This window comes from Capsulimonas corticalis, assembly GCF_003574315.2.
GTDB lineage: Bacteria > Armatimonadota > Armatimonadia > Armatimonadales > Capsulimonadaceae > Capsulimonas > Capsulimonas corticalis.
Genome location: NZ_AP025739.1, coordinates 5,609,364 through 5,628,259, shown reverse-complemented (window position 1 = coordinate 5,628,259; position 18,896 = coordinate 5,609,364). Strand labels below are relative to the sequence as shown.

Genomic DNA, 18,896 nt, shown 5'->3' with positions numbered 1-18,896 from the left:
TGGATAAGTCGGCGTATAAGGGCGGGCAAGGAAAACCGGGAGTACTACCAGGTACGGGAAAATCAGGCCGTGATGCGCATGAGAGCATCGAGAATGCCGATGGCGCAGTCGATTTCTTCGTGGGTAATGATGAGAGGCGGCACGAATTCGATCACGCTCCCATCGCCGGCGGGCAGAATGATTAAGCCTGCCCGCAGGGCGCGCGTCACGAGATCGAGGGAAAACGAACGAGAGGAGAACTTCAAGCCGAGCATCAGGCCCCGTCCACGCACTTCATGGATATGGCCGGGATATCGGTCTTGTAAGTCCTGAAGCCTGTGGATAAAGTACGCGCCGGACTCTTTGGCGCGCGCCGGCAGATCTTCGCGTGACATCACGTCCGTCGCGGCAAGCGCCGCGGCGCAGGCGAGAGGGTTGCCCAAAAACGTGCTGGTGTGGAGCGCCTCGCCCAGGGACACCGGCCATGCGCTCATGACATCCTTGCCGGCGACACAGGCGGAGATCGGCATTCCTCCGCCCATGGCCTTGCCAATACAGAGGATGTCCGGAAGAATATCATCATATTGGCACGCGAACCAATCTCCCGTACGGCCCCAGCCCGTGAAGATTTCGTCGAAGATCAGGAGGACGTTGTGAGCCGCGCAGAGATCGCGCAGGCCCGCCAGCCATCCGGAGGGCGGGACGATGATGCCGCCGCGTCCCTGGATCGGCTCCACGAGCACGGCGCCGATTTCCTGCGTTGTGACGATGCGCGCGATGTCGTCCAGCGCGCAGCCGTATGGAATGTGCGAGGTGAACGCGCCAAGCTGCGCCCGGAATGGGGCTTTGAAGTCGTCGCGGAAGGTGGCGTCGAGCGCTCCGTAGGAGAGGCCGTGGTACCCACCTTCGAAGGCGAGGACGCCGCGCCGGCCGGTCGCGAGCGCGGCGGTCTTGAGCGCGGCTTCAACGGCGTCGGCGCCGTTCTGACCAAGGATGACCCGGGCTTCGGAGATGGGAACACGCGAAGCGATGCGTTCGCAAAGAGCAACTTTGACATCCGACGGGTGGACATCGCCCATGCCGTGAATGAGACGGGTGGATTGGCGCTGGATCGCGGCCACGACATCCGGATGGCTGTGGCCGACGCCCGCGACGCCGAAAGCGGCCGTGAGGTCGAGAAAGACATTGCCGTCAACATCAGTGACCCAGCAGCCGGACGCGCTTTCCCAGAACACCGGGAAGTCGTCGGCGAGATAGGTGATGTTGGGACTTTCGCTTTGGCGCAGGCGCGCCGCGAGGTCCCGGGATTTTGGCCCGGGAATCGGCGTCAAGAGGCGAGGGGACGGTGTCACGCGCGGTCGGTTTCCACCTGAAGACGGATCTCGCGCAGCACGTTCGCGACGCGCTCACACTCCACATCAGAGCCCGCGAAGACGATCGCGCGTCCGGTGGAATCGATTTCGCGCGCCAGGGCTTCCGCCTTTTCCAAAGTACAGGCGGTGGCCTTCTGAAGCTGCACTTCGACATCGCCGAAGGAATGCCAATCGTCGTCATACACGATCACGACATACGGCTTGTCGGTTTCCGGCGGGCTATGCTGCGTCTGCTCGTTTGGGCTTTCGGTAATTTCTTCCGCCGGCGCGGTGGCCGGCATCAGATCGATGCGTTGGGACATACAAAACTCTCCACATGGTCGCGGCTCGGCGCGCCGCCCTTTGAAATCGCACGAGGATTTGCGTTTATTATACCCGCTTGCGTCGCTGCTGATAACCCGCCAAATTGCGGGCGCCTGGGAACGTCCGGGGTTGACATCACCGGGACACAAAGTGTATCCTCTTTGCTGAACGCTTCCTTGGCGTTGGAGGTCTCCTGACAATGTCGTTATCCACTGCCTCACCCCTGAATGTGGTCATTCTGGGCTGCGGCCGAGTCGGCTCTACTCTCGCCAAACAACTGTCGCAGGAAGGCCACCACGTCACGGTGATCGATATCACCAGTGACGCGTTCCGCCGCCTGGGCACGAAATTCAAAGGTCAGCGCGTGGTCGGGACCGGTCTGGATCGCGATACGCTCGAAAAGGCCGGCCTCAGTAAAGCCGACGTCTTTATCGCCGTCACTCAGGGCGACAACACCAACATTATGGCCGCTCAGGTCGCGAAGAAAGTTTTCTCCATTCCGAGAGTCCACGCGCGTATTTACGACCCGATCCGGTCACAGGCGTACCGGGAAATGGGAATCATTACCCTGTGCACCACCACGATCGCGGCGGGCGTACTCCATGCGGCCGTGCTTCAGACCGAAGAGTCCGGCGCCTGGCAGGAGCGGCTCGAAGCGTGGGATGTTGAGTATCCGGCACAGTTAGGTTAGCGAAGGGCGTCACGATGTACATTATTATTGTCGGCGGCGGAAAGATCGGCTACTATCTTTCCAAGAAACTGATCGCCGAAGGTCACGAAATCGCGCTCATGGAAAAGGACCGCCGCCGTTACGCCATGCTCTCCGAGGAGCTGGGCGACGTGGTGGTGCAGGGCGACGGCTGCGAAGTCCGATTGATGGCCGAAGCCGGTTTCGGCCGCGCCGATGTCGTGGTCGCCGTGACCGGAGATGACGAAGACAACCTCGTCATCTGCCAGATGGCGAAGAAGAAGTTTACGACGCCGCGCACCGTGGCTCGCGTCAACAACCCCGCCAATCAGCAGCTTTTCCAGCAGCTCGGCATCGACACCACCGTTTCCAGCACGCAGATCATCTTCAACCTGCTGGAGCAACAGATTGAAACCGGCGAAGTCATTCCGCTGGGCGCATTAAAGAACGGCAACATCGAAGTCGTCGCGATCACCGTCTCCGAACGATCCCCGGTCCTGGGCCGCACGATCCGCGAACTCCCGCTCGACAAAAACGCGCTGATCATCTCCATCGTCCGTAACGACAACGCGCTGCTCCCGCAGGGCGACACCCGCTTCGAAAACGACGACACCGTCATCGTGATGGTGCACGCCGACGACGAACAGCAGCTGCGAGACGTGTTCGGCGAAGCGCACGATTAGTCCGAGCGATACGCCCCCTGGCGAACTCCATGTTACAGAGTCGGTGATCGCGACCTGTGAAAGCCGCTTCTTGTATAAACAATAAAAAACGTGCAAAATAGCCGTATGACTGAAGAACGCAAGCGTCCCCCAACGATGCAGGATGTCGCGGAGCGCGTTGGGGTATCGAGAATTACGGTCTCGTCGGTGCTGAACGACCGTAAGCCGGGAATTCGCGTTTCCGAGGACACGCGGCGGCGAATTCTTCGGGCGGCCGAAGAAATGAGCTACTTTCCAAATGAGATCGCCAATTCACTGAAGCGGGGCGCCACGGATACCTTCGGCTTCCTCAATGTCGGCGGCCTGCTCAGCTCCGAGGACGAATTCACCGCAAAGATCATTGGCGGACTGGTGGATGGATCTGTGAAGGAGAACAAAGACCTTCTCATTCACAGAAGCCTGAGCGGAATGGATTTACGCCGCAGCCTGCTCGGCGGCAAGATCGATGGTCTTGTCCTGCATGCGCAGGGGGACGCCGCCGTGCTGGACTTGCTCAGCAAATCCCACCTCCCGATTGTCGCCATTGTCGACGCGATTGCGCAGTTTCCCTCGATTGTCTCCGATGATTATGGCGGCGGCAAGCTGCTTGCCGAACACTTTGCCGATCGCGGCTACCATCGTGTGCTTTATCGGCGCAAGAGGCTGGAGATCGTCTCCAGCCGGCGTCGCTTTGAAGGGTTTATGGACGCCGCCGGCGTTCTCGGCCTGAATGTCACGGTGATCGCGTTCGATGAGGATTCGGATCTCGATCCCAGGGAAGCCGCATTCCTCTCCGACGCCGTTAATTATCCCTGCGTGGTTACGGGCTGGAGAGATCTTTCGCTGGCGCCAGTCGCGCGCTATTGCCGGGACGAGGGTTTGCGAACCCCACAGGATGTCGCCATGGCGGGGTTCGATGGACTGACGGGGCAGTTCGATCTTCCCGGAGTGCTGACGACCGTTGTTGCGCCCTGGGCCGAGGTGGCGCGAACAGCGGCGTCGGTATTGGCGGCGGCGATTCGCGGCGAGGAAGTTGCGCGCGAAACGATCGTCCCCGTCCATTTGCGGATCGGGGATACGACCTGATTTGCGCCGCGCTCACACTCGGATCTTCTGTGAGAAGCGCCGCATCGCTTTACGATACTGCTCCGGCGGCACACCCTCCTCTTACGAATTTCAAGTCTATTAAATAAACTCGGGCGGCTCTTGCCAAATGTGCCTTCTCGTGATACAATGATTATCACGTGTAAATCAAACTCTTGGAACGATAGGATAATCCATGCATCGGTTCTTCTTGCGCCATGTTTTCACCCCCGCCGCGCTTTGCGCGCTTGCCCTGTCGGCGTCCGCGCAGTGCCGCGCCGACGATGGAATGTTCCCGCCGGCGCCGGCCGCCAAGGCGCGGATCGACTTCGACGGGCGCGGTTTTCTCATTGACGGCAATCGAACGTTTATCGCCTCGGGCAGCCTGCATTATCCGCGCGTTCCGCGCGCGCTGTGGCGCGATCGACTGCTGAAGTTCAAGCGGGCCGGCCTCAATACGGTGGAGACATACGCCTTTTGGAACTTCCATGAGGAGCAGGAGGGGCAGTGGGATTTCACCGGCGATCGAGACATCAACGCCTTTCTCAAACTGGTCAAGGAACTGGGCATGTACGCGATCGTGCGCGTCGGCCCTTACGTCTGCGCCGAATGGGACAGCGGCGGCTATCCGATTTGGCTGCGTTTCAAGCCTGGCGTCCGCGTTCGCGAAGATAATCCGGAATTCGAGAAGTATATGGATCGGTGGTTCGACAAGATTATGCCGATTGTCGCCGCGAATCAAATTCATCGCGGCGGCTCCGTAATCATGGTGCAATTGGAAAACGAGCATCCGCAGTCCTGGGGAACTTCGATCCCCAATAATTACTTCAAGCATCTCCAGGCGAAGGCGATTTCCATGGGGATCGAAGTTCCGTATTTCTTCAGCGGAGAGCATCACGAAGCCGATCCCGGCGATGAGCCCTGGGACAGCGTCGGCCGGACCAACCCCTGGTTTTCGACGGAGTTTTATCCGGGCTGGTTCAGCATTTATGGACCGGTGGACAATCCAGAAGAGCGGCGTCATTCGACATGGCGAGTGCTGGCAAATGGCGGCAATGGCTACAATTACTATATGTTCCATGGCGGCACGAACTTTGGTTACTGGAACAATAATGAGGACGCCGCCAGCTATGACTACGGCTGCCCGATCGGTCAGGCGGGGGATATCCGTCCCGACTATTACTTGCTGAAAAACGCCGCCTACTTTGCGCGCGGCTTTCAGGATGTGCTGGAAGACAGCGTCAACGCGACCAGCGCCTATTCCGGAGCGGCGACCAACGCTGAAATTGCGATCACCGCGCGCAAGAGTCCGGCGGGAACGATCGTTTTTCTGGACAACAAAGGGAAATCGCCGTGTGTGAGCCAGGTCAAGGATGCTTCGGGCCGTGTGTATCCATCTGCCGGACCGATCCAGTTCGATAAATTTGAAGTCGTCCCAATTGTGTCGGGCTTTGCAGTCGCCGGCTCGATCAAGATCGCCTTTTCCGCGACTCGAATACTCGGGCTCTTTGATCAAAACGGCGAGAAAACACTGGTTGTCTACGGTCATCCCGGCGAACCCGGAGAGATGACGTTTGACGCTCCAGCAGGCGCTGTAGTGACAGGGCCTGCCGGAAGCTGGGCGACGGACGCTGATGGGAAGAAGACGCTGAAGATCTTGTTCTCGGAGGGCGCGCCCGCCGAGTTCCGGCTCTCTTCGGGCGGCAATCATGTGCGCATTCTCGCCATGTCGATCGATCAGGCGCTCAAGACCTGGTCCGTCACGGCAGGCGCCGGCAGCTATCTTATGACCGGGCCTGCGTATGTCGGCGATGTGTCGGCGACGGCGCGAGGTCTGGCGCTGGATACGCAAAGTCCGCTGGACGTCGCGCCGGGGCGTGTCTGGGTCTATGGCCCCTCCATCGACGGCGGCGCGCAAGACGCCGCAGACGCCGCCAGCGGCGTTCCGACAACTGCTCCTCATCTGGGAACCTGGAAGGAACATCTCGTGACGGCCCAGGCGGCGGGCATGGACGACAGCGGATGGAGAGCCTCGCGCGATCCCGAGCAGATGGGCGTCGACGGCGACCGAACGGCTTACGCCTGGTATCGTACGCACATCAACGCCTCGGCGGCTGGAGAGTACGCTCTCTGGTTCAACTCCGCGCGAGATCGTCTGATCCCATTTCTCGATGGGAAACGCGTGCAGCCGACGAAAGACACAGTCAATCCGCTCGTGCTGGATCTGCCGGCGGGAACACACTCCCTGGCGATCTTCGCCACGCACGCTGGCCGCGACAAGATCTTTGGGTATATGGGACCGATCACCGATTACGATTCCAAGGGACTCGTCGGCCCGGCGTTTTTGCGCTCCCCGAATAGCGCCTCCTATCCCCTGGACGCCTGGGTGGGCAAGCCGGCCAAGGAGAATGATCCCATTCCTGTTCCCGGCGATCCCGCATTGGTTCCGATCAAAGTAGGCGTTGACGCTTTCAAATCCGGCGGGGAATTCTATTGGTATCAGACCACGCTTCCCGCGATCCAGGGAGCTAGTCCTACCGGAACGCTGCGCTTTGAAAGCGTGGACGACATTGGCGTGATTTATGTCAACGGCAAGAAGCTCGCCACGCACTCTGGCTGGGATCAAGCCTTTAGCGTGCCGCTTGACGGCGTACTTCTTCCCGGCAAGCCGAATATCCTGAGCGTCCTGGTGCAGAATACCAACGGCCCTGGCGGCGTCCTGAAGCCGGTCACCCTGACCGCGTTCACGGACAGCACGCCGATCACCGGCTGGAAGATGCGCGGCGGCATCGGCGAACCCGCCGCCATTACGGACTGGAAGCCGACCGGCGGCGATGCGCCGGGCGTCCCGCGCTATTACCAAACCACGTTTGCATACGACGGCTCTTCCAGAGAAAACGCAGTGATCCGCGTTGTTCCCGATCCGAAGGCGCATGGCTTCATCTGGGTCAACGGGCATAACATCGGCCGTTATCCGGAAACGCTGCATGTGGAAGGGCTTTATATTCCCGAGTGCTGGCTGAAATCCGGCGCTAACTCTCTGATTGTTTTCGATGAAGACGGCATGGGCGCCGAGAATATCCACCTGAGGATCGAAGACGTCGCCAGCTGGAATAACGGCGTTGTGAATATCGCCGCCAAGTAAGCAGGCCGCCTCGCCTCGGCCTGTGGGCCGGGGTGGGGCGGATCGTCGGAATAAGAGAATATTTTTCTTGACAATGGGAGGGTATTGCTGTATTATGAGTACAATATGATTATCACGTGTATATCATGATTTGAACATCGTTTTATTCGCTTTACGGAAAATAAGGAGAGTAGGTTATGTATCGTTACTTTACCAATGCGCGGCGGCAAAATCAATTTCGCGGGTTTACGCTTATTGAGCTTCTCGTTGTTATCGCAATCATTGCAATTCTCGCGGCTATTTTGTTCCCGGTCTTCGCGAAAGCCCGGGAGAAGGCGCGGCAGGCGGCGTGTATGAGCAATTTGAAGCAGATCGGGCTGGGGATCATGCAATACTTGCAGGATAACGATGAGATTTATCCCGTGACGAATCATTGGAACGCCAGCGGCGACACCACAAATTGGGGACAGGACATTTACCCTTATGTGAAGAGCACGCAGGTATTCCACTGCCCGTCGGACCCCAGCAACAATACGCTGGCGAAGACCATCTACGCGACGCCCGCGATTCCAGCGTCCTATCGTTACAATAACGAACTAGGACAATTCAATCAGGACGGACCTACGGGGTGGGGCGGAGCGCACAAAGATTCTCAGATTAAAGAGCCAGCCACTCGAATTATGGTGACGGAGGCGGACTCGGCGTTTCGCGACGATCCGGGAATCGTTTGGGACGATTGGCGCGACACGTACTTTCGAGACCTCGTCGCCGCCCGCCATGTCGGTCGTATGAACATGATCTTCATGGATGGGCATGTCAAGGCGCTGCGGCCAATTCAGACTGTCGTGAACGGCAGCATGTGGGGATATATCTATGGCTCCACGCAAACAGACTGCCCCGTCGGCGCCAACTGGGAAGACGCCATCAACTGCAACGACACCAACGCCACCATCGTCCAAGATTTATCGCTTCTCGATCAGAAATACAATCAATAGAGCCGGATGTCGCTTCCGATCTTCCATGGGAGGATCGGAAGCATTCATGTTTGTTTCTTTAGATACAAAAGCAATATTCAAGCAAGACGCTTGCACTGTTCTTGGAGGCGCTCGGATGAACTTTTCCAAACTCAAGGTTTTTGCCGCCATCGTCGCGGCGGCGGTCCTTCCCAATGCTGGGAACGCCGCAACATTCAATGTGAAGAACGCGCCCTATAACGCTGTGGGCAATGGGGTGGCGAATGATTTTCCGGCGATCAACGCCGCGCTTCAGGCGGCGATCGCCGCCGGGCCGGGATCGCAGGTCTATATTCCCGCCGGTACATATCTGCTGGCGTCCGGCCAGCAGCTCAGCATTCATAATGCGAACGGCATTACGGTCTATGGAGATTCGACGACGAAGCTGGTCAATGCGAACCACGGCGATAACAACGCCTTCTTCTCCGTCTGGGATTCGAACAACATCACGCTTAACCAGATGATCTTCGACACAACGCCGTTTCGGTTTACGCAAGGCGTCGTCAACTCAATCAGCGGAACGAGCAGTGTTAACGTCACCCTGGACAGCGGCTATCCGACGCTTACCGATCCCGATGTCGGCTCCACAAGCAGCGAGGTTTTCTTTTACACAGACTCTTCGTCGCTTTGCTACGATCGCACCTGCGGCGGAAATTTCGCGAGCGCGACCAACACCTCCGGCAGCAATTGGACGATCAATATGACCGGCGCGACTCTGCCGTCCACCATTGTTGGAAAGAAGTTCGTTGTCTGGGCGCACAATGGCGGCGGCTGGCCGTTCAACTTCACACATTGCACGGGAACATGCACCGCGAGTAACCTTACCGATTATGGGGGCGGCGCCGGCAGTGTCGGCGGCTTCTGGAACAACTCGGCGGCGCTCAATCTTACGAATATTACCGCTGGCCCGCCTCCCGGCTCGGGACGATTGTGCGGACCGGCCGGCGGATATTTAGGAGAAGGAAATCGCGGAACCATTACCATCACGAACAACAACTTCTCTGGGATGGAGGATGATGAGATCTGCACCGGCGGCGACTTCTCGCATATTCTGGCGCAGACGGCGGCGAACAAAATCACCGTCGAGAATCTGCCCAATGTCATTACTTATATGGTCGGCGACACCGTGCAGATCTGGGACTGGGTGTATCAGGCGGAATATGTGAAGGCGACATGCACGGTGACCGCCGTGAGCCAGGACGGCAGCGGAAACTGGCTGCTGACCCTCAATCAAAATGTCACTGTGCCTCTGACCGGGCCCAATCCAGGCGCCTCACAGGAGACGGATGGGATTAGCCGCTGCTGCGACTTGAACACCGCCGCCCCGGTCATTGTCAAAAACTCCTCGTTCCAGGGCAGCGGCCGAATCACCAGCATGTCGGGGCCGGGGATCGATTTTGAGAACAATACATTCTACGATTCCTCGGCGGGTCTGGAACTCAACGCCGAAACAGCGTGGCACGGCGGACCCGCGACATCGGGCTTGACGATCAAGAACAATACGTTCCGAAATATCGATGTTCAGAGCATCGACTGCACCGTGCGCGTTTCTACAGCGTCCAACCTCTGCAACAATATCGACATTGAGGGCAATACGTTTCTCAATGGCGGGTCGCATGCTCCCTTCTCGGACGGACTGTATTCGCCGGTCAACGACATACGCGGCGGCGGGATTCGCCTTGGGAACGCCAGCGCCGCCACCATCAAAAACAATACCTTCACCTCCATGTGGGGACCGCCGGTCATTCTCCAGTATTCGAATAATGTTCAGGTGACGGGAAATCTGTTTAAGAACACGGCTCAGCAGACCTGGAGCGATTTCAACAGCTACGGAATCGATATGGGGTCGGTCGTCAATATCGCCAACTCCCAGAACATCACGCTGGCCCAGAATCTTGTGAGCAACTTCGGCCCTTATGGGACATCGCTCGTCAAGACGACCGGGACGACCTCAGGAATCAATGGCGCTACGACCGGTATTTTCCTGACCGACAAGGCGCTGGGAATCTTCAGCGCCTCGGATAATCTGGCGCTCGACGACGCCGGCTATGGCGGAGCCGGGACGGATCTGGTGCAGTGGGGCTTCGGCGGCGCGAACAATCAGCTCTGGACGATTACCCCCACAGCCAATGGGTACTTCAAGCTGTTGTCTAACCAGAATAACCTTCCCGTCGGCGTGGGCTCTTCGACAGCCAATGGCGGGCTCCTCGCCCTGGAAAACGCGAATAGCGCCAACGAGCAGCAATGGACGCTCGTTCCATACGATAATCAGACGGTTCAACTGGTGAACCTCGCCTCAGGGCTGGTCGCCGATGTTGTGGGGCAGTCCACGACTGCTGGCGCGCAGATTGATCAATGGGTGGCGAACGGCGGCTGGAATCAGCGATGGTATCTGCTGGCGGCCCCAACCGGATTGGCGGCGACGGCGCACTACGGTCAGGTCGTGCTGAATTGGACGCCGACGGTTGGGTCGACTTTCACCGTTTCCCGAGGAACGTCCGCGAGCGGTCCGTTCACGGCCATCGCCACGAATGTCACGACGAACAGCTATGCCGACACCAGCGTCACGGGCGGAACGACGTACTACTATGTCGTAGCCGCTACGGCCTACGCCGGCGCCGGGCCAAACTCGAACGTCGTTTCGGCCACGCCGCCGGCGAACGCCAACGGAACATACAAGCTGATCAACCAGAATAGCGGCCTGGCGCTCGACGATCCCGCTGGCTGGGGGGTGGGAACTGCGCTCGACCAGTACGGCTATAGCGGCGGCTCTAATCAGAAGTGGACTCTGACCGCCTCGGGCGCATACTACACCCTGACCTGTGCTGGGAACGGACTGGCGGCAAGCGTCAACGGCTCAGCCGCAAGCGGAGCCGCCGTACTGCTGGAGACGCTCACAGGCGGCAATGACCAGCTCTGGACTCTGCAAGTCAATGGCGCGTATTACAAACTCGTTAACAAGCTCTCCGGGTACGTTTTCGAAGTCAGCGGCTCCTCTACCAGTCCGAACGCTGCGATTGACGTCAAGGCGTCGAGCGGCGCCGCCAATCAGAACTGGAGCTTCCAGGCTCCATAGCTCTCTTTCCTCTGGCGACGCGCCGGCCGTCTGGACATCAGATCCAGACGGCCGCTCGGATTAGGTTGTCACCCCGAGGCGGCGCCCAGAGGCCGCCGGGTGATGGCCGCATCCTCACTCCCCAATCCCCACCAGCTGCCGGATCCGCCGCACGTGCTCCATATCGTAATAATCCAAATCCCCGGCCATTTGATAGTGGCTCATCGCCAGATCGTTTCTTGGGATCTGCAAATACACGTCCCCTAACACACAATGATAGAGCGCGTTGCGCGGGTCGAGGCGCAGCGCGTGGGCGAGGGCTTCGGCGGCGTCTTCCCAATGGCCCGCGAGGATGTAAAGCATCCCCAGACGCAGGTTGTAGTAGGCGTCCTTGGGGGAGAACATCGAGGCCATCTGAATCTCCGCCACGGCTTCTTCCAGCCGTCCGCGCGTGAGATAAAGGTCGGAGAGACGGAAGTGGTAGAACGAGTCTTCGGGGGCCATCTCGGCGGCGATCTCCATTTCGGAGATGGCTTCGGTCTCGAAGCCGGCGTCCACGAGCGTGTCCGCGAGTCGGTAGTGGTAGAAGGCGTTGCGCGGGGAGTACTCGATCGCGCGCCGGTATTCGGCGACGGCGGCTTGTGTTTTGCCATGCCGTCGGTACAGCTCTCCAAGAGAAAAATGCGGCTCTGAGCGCTTGGGGCTGGAGCGGATGGCGCGCCGAAACTGCCGCAGCGCATTCACGGCCTGATCGGCGTACGCATAAGCGTCGCCCAGGTCCGTGCGCGCCGCCGAGACGCCTTCCTGCGGGCCGCCCGCGCCGGCGCCCTCCATCTGAACCGCCTTCCGGTACTTTGAGAGGGCGAGCTCGATATTGCCTTGCCGCAGGCTGATTTCTCCCTGTCTGCGAATGGCCGAAGGGACGGGCGGGGCAGGCTGTGCGGGCGGAGGGCCCTGATCGTCAGAGTCGTTCACTGACACGTTCTTCTTTCTTTTGCTCCGTGTTGGTCTTGGGCGGGCTCTCGATGATCAGCGTCACCGGCCCATCGTTCGTGATCTCGACGCTCATATCCGCGCCGAACTCTCCGGTCCGCGCCGTCACGCCGCGCGCCTGGACCTGGGCGACAAACCGTTCGTATAGAGGAATGGCGATAGCGGGCGGGGCGGCGTCTGTGAACGATGGTCGCTTGCCCTTACGCGTATCGCCGAGCAGGGTGAACTGAGAGACAATCAGCATCTGGCCCTGGACGTCTTCCAGCGAGAGATTCATCTTTCCATGTTCATCGGCAAAAATTCGAAGCGACGTTACTTTCTGTACGAGGTAATCGACATCGCCCGCATCATCGCCATGACCGACGCCTAGGAGCACGGCGAGACCCGGGCCGATGGAGCGCCGGTCTCCCGTTTCTTTGATGGTGACGGCGGCGCTCGTCACCCGCTGCAGAACAACTCGCATGATGCGCACGGATTCGGCGCGGACCCCTGGAAATCCTGCTGGGAGGAATACCAGGCTTACGTGGTGAAGCAGGCCATGCCCGCATGATCTCCGACCGGGAAAATCTGGGTATGATGATCTCAACAGTAAGCTTTGACGCCATCAAAGAAGGAGACAGCCGCATGAGATATCCCACGCTGACCGAAGCCGAGATCGAGGAGCATTTGCAGCGCGTACCGATGTGGACACGCGACGGCAACATGCTGGTCCGCACTTTCCAGTTCAAAGATTTTATCCAAGCGCTGCAATTCGTCAATCAGGCGGCGGAAACAGCCGAGTCGATCAATCATCACCCCGACATCGATATCCGTTACAACAAAGTCACGTTCCGGCTGACGACGCACGATTCCGGCGGTCTGACGATCCACGACTTTGAGCTGGCGGCCGCCAGCGACGATTTCGCGGACACGATCCTCGGATGAAAGCCGCCTTTCTCCTGCTGCTGTGCGCGATCGGCGCCCCTGCAATGGCCCAAACTTCGTCATGGACGCCGATCCTGCCCGCTCTTTGCGATTCGCGCTGGGCCCCGAGCGCCGCGCTTCTGCCCAGCGGCGCGAGCGCTCTGATCGCCGGCGGCTACAGTTACGACGCCGGCTCGTGCCTCGCGACCGCCGATATTTACGACAGCGCCAAGAATGCGTTTCATCGGGCCAGGGGCCGCCTGACCTATCCGCGCGACTTCGCCACGACGAATGTCCTCGCCGATGGGACGGTTCTGATCGCGGGCGGATACAACACAACGCTGGGGTCGCTGCCGACGGCCGAAGTGTTCGATCCGCAAACCGAACAGTTCCACGTGCTCGCAAGCCAGATGTCGAAGCCGCGCGAGCTGTTCACGGCGACGACGCTCGCGGATGGGCGAATCTTGCTTGCCGGCGGTTTCAACACGCATCGGGGCCGCACCCTGGCGACGGCGGATCTCTACGATCCGCAGACACACGCCTTTTCTCAGATCCCGGGGCATATGCAGGAAGACCGCTTTGGGCAGGCCGCCGTTCGCCTGCGCGATGGGCGCGTGCTCATTGCCGGCGGCAAACACTGGTTTGTCGGCAAACCCGACCGCTTTTCCGCGACGGCGGAGATCTTTGATCCCGCAACCAATTCCTTTCGCCTGACGAAATCCCCGATGTCTGTCGCCCGCGACCGGCCGACGGCGACTCTGCTTGCCGACGGGACCGTGCTTGTCGCCGGCGGTCAAAATGGCGACGCGGGGCCGCGCGAGGTGGAGATCTACGATCCCGCGACGGACGAGTTCCACACGCTTCCACATCTCCTGGGAGCCCCGCGCATGGCGCACAGCGCCGGAACACTGCCGGATGGCCGGATTTTGCTCGTGGGAGGGTGGTCGCCGGCGGCGCATGCGACGACCGCGACGACGGAGATCTTCGACCCCGCCGCCGGCGTCTTTACGTCCATGCCGGCGCTCCCGGACAGCAGTCACGATCTGGCGCTGATCGTCTTTCCGGACGGCCTCGCGCTCGCCGCCGGCGGCAAGAAAGTCGAAGGCGGCAAAGAGTCCTCGCTCGCTACGGCGTCATTCCTGAAGCCTGCCCAGCATTAATCCCGGAAAACCTAGTATGTGTTGCAGTAACAACTCATTACGCGCCTGCCTATAATACGGGTAGACAACTTCATACAGGAATGCAATGTGCTAATAACAAGCTGCGGTCACTGAAATCTATCTAACGGTGATCGCGGCGAATGATAAGGAGCTCGTAACATCAACCTTACGAGCAGACGCAAGGAAGCACACAATTGAGAGACCCGACGTCGCTGCCGCCTCCCGTCGGGTCTTTGCACGTCTGAACTGTTTTTGGAGTGGTTTTGGGGTAATATACTCCTTATGACTCGGCGCTTTTCAGTCCACGCACTCGCCAGCGGGTCTTCCGGCAATACAACACTTGTTCGAGCCGGCGACCACGCGGTATTGATCGACGCAGGAATCGGACTTCGTCTGATCGCCAGCGCCCTCGCGACGCACGATCTTCTGCTCTCGGATCTGAGCGGAATTGTCCTTACCCACGAACATTCGGACCATATCCAGAGCGCGCACGCGATCTCCAAACGCTACAATGTTCCGATTGTCGCCAACCCCGCGACGCTCAATGTGATTTATCGGCGCTGCACGGATTCGCCTAATATCAAGCTGGCCACGGGAGACCGCTGGTCCATCGGCGATCTCGATATCGAGACCTTCCCGGTGCCGCACGACGCCGTCGAGCCCGTCGGCGTCAATTTGTATTACCGGCCGAGCGGCCACAAGGCCAGTATCATCACCGACGCCGGCCATGTCACTGACGCCATGCGCGCGGCGATACGCGGCGCGAACCTCTTGATTTTAGAAGCCAACCACGATGTCCACCGCCTGAACGCCGGCGTCTATCCCGGTTATCTCAAAGCGCGCATCCTCAGTGACCGCGGCCACCTCTCCAACGAAGCCGCCGTCGCGCTCCTGTGCGAACACGCCATGACCCACGGCCCGCACACGGCCTGGCTCGCGCACCTTTCCAAAGAAAACAACACCCCCAAACTCGCGCTCGCCTACGCCAAAGCCACCGTCGCCGTCGAAACCGGCTGCCCCGTAGTGCTCGATGTCGCCAAACGCGACAAGCCTTCGGTGTCGTGGACGCCGGGGGTGAAGCCGCTTCAGCTGAATTTGTTTTAGGATCCCCATCTCCCCGCCTCGCTGAAGCTCGGCCTGGAGATGGGGATCCAAAAAAATCCACGCAGGTAATTTTGCCAGCCATGCCGAACTCTCTTCCCGGTTGAAAATTTGCGAATGTATCGAAGGAGAGCATCCTACTTTGGCGGAACTCGAACAAGAAGTAGCCCAGAAATTTCCTCCCGCCGCCGACTTTGCGGCGCAGGCGAACTGGAACGATCCCACGATTTATGAAACCGCCGCCGCCGATCCCGACGCGTTTTGGGCCGGGCAAGCTGAGCAGCTTGTCTGGTCGCGCAAGTGGGACACGGTCAGCGAGTGGAATCCTCCCCACGCCAAGTGGTTCCTTGGCGGGCAATTGAACGTCTCCGTGAACTGTCTGGACCGTCATGTCGAAGGCGGTCGCGCCGACAAAGCCGCGATTGTTTTTGAAGGCGAGCCGGGCGATACGAAGACGTACACTTACGCCGAACTTCACCAGGAAGTTTGCAAGTTCGCGAACGTTCTGCAAAGCCAGGGCGTGCAGCGCGGAGATCGCGTGACGATCTATTTGCCCATGATTCCCGAAGCGGCGATCGCAATGCTGGCGTGCGCCCGCATCGGCGCGCCGCACTCGGTGGTCTTTGGCGGTTTTAGTGCGGACAGTCTGCGCGAGCGAATCCATGACAGCGGCTCCAAGCTGCTGATCACCGCTGACGGCGGCTGGCGGCGCGGCGGCGTGGTCAAGCTCAAGGAAGCGGCCGACCAGGCGCTGGCGGGCGAGACGACGATCGAGCATGTGATCGTCGTCAACCGCACAGGCAAGCCCGAGGAGACGCCCTGGACGGCCGGACGCGACCTCTGGTGGCATGAGCTGGCTTCGGACGCCTCGGATCAAAACGAGGCCGTGGCGCTCGATTCGGAAGACTTGCTGTTTATCCTGTATACCTCGGGGTCCACGGGCAAGCCCAAGGGCATCGCGCACACGACGGGCGGGTATCTGACCGGTGCGACGACGACATGCAAGTACATCTTCGATCTGAAGGACGACGATGTTTATTGGTGTACGGCCGATGTCGGCTGGATCACCGGGCATTCCTATGTCGTTTACGGGCCGCTCTCCAACGGCGCGACGGTGTTTATGTATGAGGGCGCGCCGGACTGGCCGGCGCGGGACCGCTTCTGGGAGCTGATCGAGAAGCACAAAATCACCATTCTTTATACGGCGCCGACGGCGATTCGCGCCTTTATGAAGTGGGGGACCGAGTGGCCGGAAAAGCATGACCTGAGCAGCCTGCGGCTTTTGGGCTCGGTCGGCGAGCCGATCAACCCGGAAGCATGGCTCTGGTATCACAAGAACGTCGGCGGCGAGCGCTGCCCGATTGTCGATACCTGGTGGCAGACCGAGACCGGCGCGATCATGATCACGCCGCTTCCCGGGATCAGCGCGACCAAGCCAGCGAGCGCGAGCCGCCCGTTCCCGGGCGTCAGCGCTCTAGTGGTCGATGAAAAGGGCGATCCGCTGCCGGAAGGCGGCGAGGGCGTCGGCCTGCTCGTCATCACCAAACCCTGGCCGTCGATGCTGCGCACGCTCTGGGGCGACGACGCTCGTTATAAAGAAGTCTACTGGAGCAAGTTCGCCGACAAAGGCTACTACTTCGCCGGCGACGGCGCCAAGCGGGACGCCGAGGGCGATTACTGGCTGCTGGGACGCGTGGACGACGTCATGAATGTCGCCGGCCACCGTGTCTCGACCATGGAAGTCGAGAGCGCGCTCGTGGACCATCCGAGCGTCGCGGAGGCGGCCGTCATCGGCAAGGCGCACGATATTAAGGGGCAGGCGATCTCGGCGTTCGTGACCTTGAAAGAGGGGATCGAACCGTCGCCCGAGTTGATGGCGGAGTTGAAGGCGCACGTCGCCAAAAAGATCGGCGCGATCTGCCGCCCGGACGACCTCTTCCTCACGGCGGAGCTTCCCAAGACCCGAAGCGGCAAGATCATGCGCCGTCTGCTGCGCGATATCGCCGAAGGACGAGCGCTGGGGGACACCACGACGCTGGCCGATCCGAGTGTCGTGAGTAGCCTCAAGGACAAATATACCGACGAATCTTAACGAAAAATCGTTTCCGACACCCGTTGGAAACGATTTTTCGTTCATAATAGGAGTCGGTTCGAACAAAAGAGGCGAGAGAAGGCCGGCAAAACGATTTCGCCGGCCGCTTGGCTTCTTTAAAAGAGCAGGAGACACGATTTTGAAGATACATGAGTTCCAGGCGAAGCAGCTCCTGAAGCAGTACGGCGTTCCCGTACCCGAAGGACAGGCCGCTTCGACCCCCGCCGAGGTGCGGGATATCGCTTCTCAGCTCGGCCGTAAGGTCGTGATCAAGGGGCAGGTGCATAGCGGCGGACGCGGCAAGGCCGGCGCCGTCAAGCTCGCCGACAATCCGAACGACGCCGAGGAGATCGGCAAGGCGCTGCTGGGCAAGACCCTGTTCTTCGCGCAGGCCAACTCGGACCTGAAGATCAACAAATTGCTGGTGGAAGAAGCCGTCAATATCGACAAGGAGATCTATGTCGCGATTACCCAGGACCGCGCCCGCCAGCGCGACGTGCTGATCGTCTCCACTAAGGGCGGCATGGACATCGAAGAGGTCGCGCACAACAACCCGGCCGATATCGCCAACCTCTATATCGACCCGCTGCTGGGCCTGCCCGACTACGCGGCGCGCCAGGTGCTGTTCGACGCCAACTTCGACGTGGCGTTCATCAACAAGACGATCCCTGTCCTGAAGGCCCTTTACGCCGCGTATGTCGGCACGGACGCCACCCTCGCCGAGATCAATCCTCTGGTCATCACCAAAGAAGGAACGGTCATCGCCGGCGACGCGAAGTGGGATATCGACGAGAACTCCATGTTCCGCCACCCCGAGTTCGCGGCCTTCCACGACACCGCCGAGGAAGACCCGATCGAGACCGAAGCGCACCGGCGCGGCATCCAGTATGTCCGTCTTGAGGGCGGCGACATCGGCATCATCGGCAACGGCGCGGGGCTGGTCATGACCACGATGGACGAAGTGAAGCGCGCGGGCGGCAAGCCGGCGGACTTCCTGGACATTGGCGGCGGCGCCAAGGCCGAAGCCGTCACGAGCAGCCTCGAAGTCGTGCTGTCCGATCCCAATGTCAAGGGCGTTCTGTTCAACATCTTCGGCGGCATCACCCGGGGCGACGAAGTCGCCAAGGGCATCATCGCCGGCGTCGCGACGCTCGACGTCAAGGTGCCGATCGTGATCCGCCTCGCCGGCACCCGCGCCGCCGAAGGCGCCGAGCTGCTGAAGACCACGAACCTCGTTCCCGCCGAAACCATGCAGGAAGCCGCCGCAAAGATCGTGGAGCTGGCTTACGCCGCGAAATAATTACGCGCTTCATTTGAGAAGCAAGAAG

The 18,896-nt window shown here is 59.9% G+C and carries 15 protein-coding genes; 11 read left to right on the top strand and 4 right to left on the bottom strand.

Going from position 1 to position 18,896, the window contains the following annotated elements; all coding sequences use genetic code 11:
* Positions 1-62 precede the first annotated feature (62 nt).
* Positions 63-1,331 (bottom strand): aspartate aminotransferase family protein, encoded by a 1,269-nt coding sequence (locus D5261_RS24120; protein ID WP_119319576.1) that lies wholly within the window; start codon positions 1,329-1,331, stop codon positions 63-65.
* The gene (locus tag D5261_RS24115) at positions 1,328-1,654 is read right to left on the bottom strand and encodes an ATP-dependent Clp protease adaptor ClpS (protein WP_119319577.1); all 327 of its coding nucleotides are present in this window, start codon (positions 1,652-1,654) and stop codon (positions 1,328-1,330) included. The genes D5261_RS24120 and D5261_RS24115 overlap by 4 nt, the downstream gene beginning before the upstream one ends.
* A gap of 155 nt (positions 1,655-1,809) precedes the next feature.
* Here D5261_RS24115 and D5261_RS24110 point away from each other — a divergent pair, with 155 nt between their 5' ends.
* The 6 genes from D5261_RS24110 (at position 1,810) to D5261_RS24085 (ending at position 11,340) form a co-directional block, all read left to right on the top strand.
* Entirely contained in the window at positions 1,810-2,346 is a 537-nt protein-coding gene (locus tag D5261_RS24110) for an NAD-binding protein (protein ID WP_354673135.1), read from the top strand.
* 14 nt (positions 2,347-2,360) lie between these two features.
* Positions 2,361-3,026: a potassium channel family protein gene (locus tag D5261_RS24105; RefSeq protein WP_119319578.1), complete on the top strand. Its 666-nt coding sequence runs from the start codon at positions 2,361-2,363 to the stop codon at positions 3,024-3,026.
* A 105-nt stretch (positions 3,027-3,131) separates the two neighbouring features.
* A complete protein-coding gene (locus D5261_RS24100) occupies positions 3,132-4,130 on the top strand; it encodes a LacI family DNA-binding transcriptional regulator (RefSeq protein WP_119319579.1) in 999 nt (332 codons plus the stop codon).
* 193 nt (positions 4,131-4,323) lie between these two features.
* Complete coding sequence (locus D5261_RS24095) at positions 4,324-7,272, top strand: beta-galactosidase (RefSeq protein ID WP_119319580.1); 2,949 nt, start codon at positions 4,324-4,326, stop codon at positions 7,270-7,272.
* Between the two features lie 176 nt (positions 7,273-7,448).
* Positions 7,449-8,246: a DUF1559 family PulG-like putative transporter gene (locus D5261_RS24090; RefSeq protein WP_119319581.1), complete on the top strand. Its 798-nt coding sequence runs from the start codon at positions 7,449-7,451 to the stop codon at positions 8,244-8,246.
* Between the two features lie 115 nt (positions 8,247-8,361).
* Positions 8,362-11,340 carry an RICIN domain-containing protein gene (locus D5261_RS24085; RefSeq protein ID WP_165863924.1) on the top strand — a complete coding sequence of 993 codons (2,979 nt, stop codon included), beginning with the start codon at positions 8,362-8,364 and terminating at the stop codon, positions 11,338-11,340.
* Between the two features lie 114 nt (positions 11,341-11,454).
* Here the strand turns inward: D5261_RS24085 and D5261_RS24080 are convergent, their stop codons facing one another.
* On the bottom strand, positions 11,455-12,294 hold the full coding sequence (locus tag D5261_RS24080; RefSeq protein ID WP_119319583.1) for a tetratricopeptide repeat protein: 840 nt from the start codon (positions 12,292-12,294) through the stop codon (positions 11,455-11,457).
* Positions 12,281-12,775: a D-aminoacyl-tRNA deacylase gene (gene dtd / locus D5261_RS24075; protein ID WP_119319584.1), complete on the bottom strand. Its 495-nt coding sequence runs from the start codon at positions 12,773-12,775 to the stop codon at positions 12,281-12,283. The genes D5261_RS24080 and dtd overlap by 14 nt, the downstream gene beginning before the upstream one ends.
* Positions 12,776-12,936: 161 nt before the next feature.
* Between dtd and D5261_RS24070 the strand changes: the two genes are divergently transcribed.
* From D5261_RS24070 to sucC, 5 genes are all read left to right on the top strand, one after another.
* Entirely contained in the window at positions 12,937-13,236 is a 300-nt protein-coding gene (locus tag D5261_RS24070; RefSeq protein ID WP_119319719.1) for a 4a-hydroxytetrahydrobiopterin dehydratase, read from the top strand.
* Entirely contained in the window at positions 13,233-14,375 is a 1,143-nt protein-coding gene (locus D5261_RS24065; RefSeq protein ID WP_119319585.1) for a Kelch repeat-containing protein, read from the top strand. Before D5261_RS24070 ends, D5261_RS24065 begins: the two co-directional genes overlap by 4 nt.
* Positions 14,376-14,657: 282 nt before the next feature.
* Positions 14,658-15,479, top strand: coding sequence for an MBL fold metallo-hydrolase (locus D5261_RS24060; RefSeq protein WP_119319586.1), 822 nt, complete (start codon positions 14,658-14,660; stop codon positions 15,477-15,479).
* A gap of 139 nt (positions 15,480-15,618) precedes the next feature.
* A complete protein-coding gene (gene acs, locus D5261_RS24055; RefSeq protein ID WP_119319587.1) occupies positions 15,619-17,568 on the top strand; it encodes an acetate--CoA ligase in 1,950 nt (649 codons plus the stop codon).
* Positions 17,569-17,707: 139 nt separating this feature from the next.
* On the top strand, positions 17,708-18,868 hold the full coding sequence (sucC, locus tag D5261_RS24050; protein WP_119319588.1) for an ADP-forming succinate--CoA ligase subunit beta: 1,161 nt from the start codon (positions 17,708-17,710) through the stop codon (positions 18,866-18,868).
* Positions 18,869-18,896 lie beyond the last annotated feature (28 nt).

What these genes read in the sequence shown, in the direction of transcription:
- D5261_RS24115 (WP_119319577.1), bottom strand. Translation starts at nt 1,654, where the DNA reads ATGTCCCAACGCATCGATCTGATGCCGGCCACCGCGCCGGCGGAAGAA.
- D5261_RS24105 (WP_119319578.1), top strand. Translation starts at nt 2,361, where the DNA reads ATGTACATTATTATTGTCGGCGGCGGAAAGATCGGCTACTATCTTTCC.
- D5261_RS24100 (WP_119319579.1), top strand. Translation starts at nt 3,132, where the DNA reads ATGACTGAAGAACGCAAGCGTCCCCCAACGATGCAGGATGTCGCGGAG.
- D5261_RS24095 (WP_119319580.1), top strand. Translation starts at nt 4,324, where the DNA reads ATGCATCGGTTCTTCTTGCGCCATGTTTTCACCCCCGCCGCGCTTTGC.
- D5261_RS24090 (WP_119319581.1), top strand. Translation starts at nt 7,449, where the DNA reads ATGTATCGTTACTTTACCAATGCGCGGCGGCAAAATCAATTTCGCGGG.
- D5261_RS24085 (WP_165863924.1), top strand. Translation starts at nt 8,362, where the DNA reads ATGAACTTTTCCAAACTCAAGGTTTTTGCCGCCATCGTCGCGGCGGCG.
- dtd (WP_119319584.1), bottom strand. Translation starts at nt 12,775, where the DNA reads ATGCGAGTTGTTCTGCAGCGGGTGACGAGCGCCGCCGTCACCATCAAA.
- D5261_RS24070 (WP_119319719.1), top strand. Translation starts at nt 12,937, where the DNA reads ATGAGATATCCCACGCTGACCGAAGCCGAGATCGAGGAGCATTTGCAG.
- D5261_RS24065 (WP_119319585.1), top strand. Translation starts at nt 13,233, where the DNA reads ATGAAAGCCGCCTTTCTCCTGCTGCTGTGCGCGATCGGCGCCCCTGCA.
- D5261_RS24060 (WP_119319586.1), top strand. Translation starts at nt 14,658, where the DNA reads ATGACTCGGCGCTTTTCAGTCCACGCACTCGCCAGCGGGTCTTCCGGC.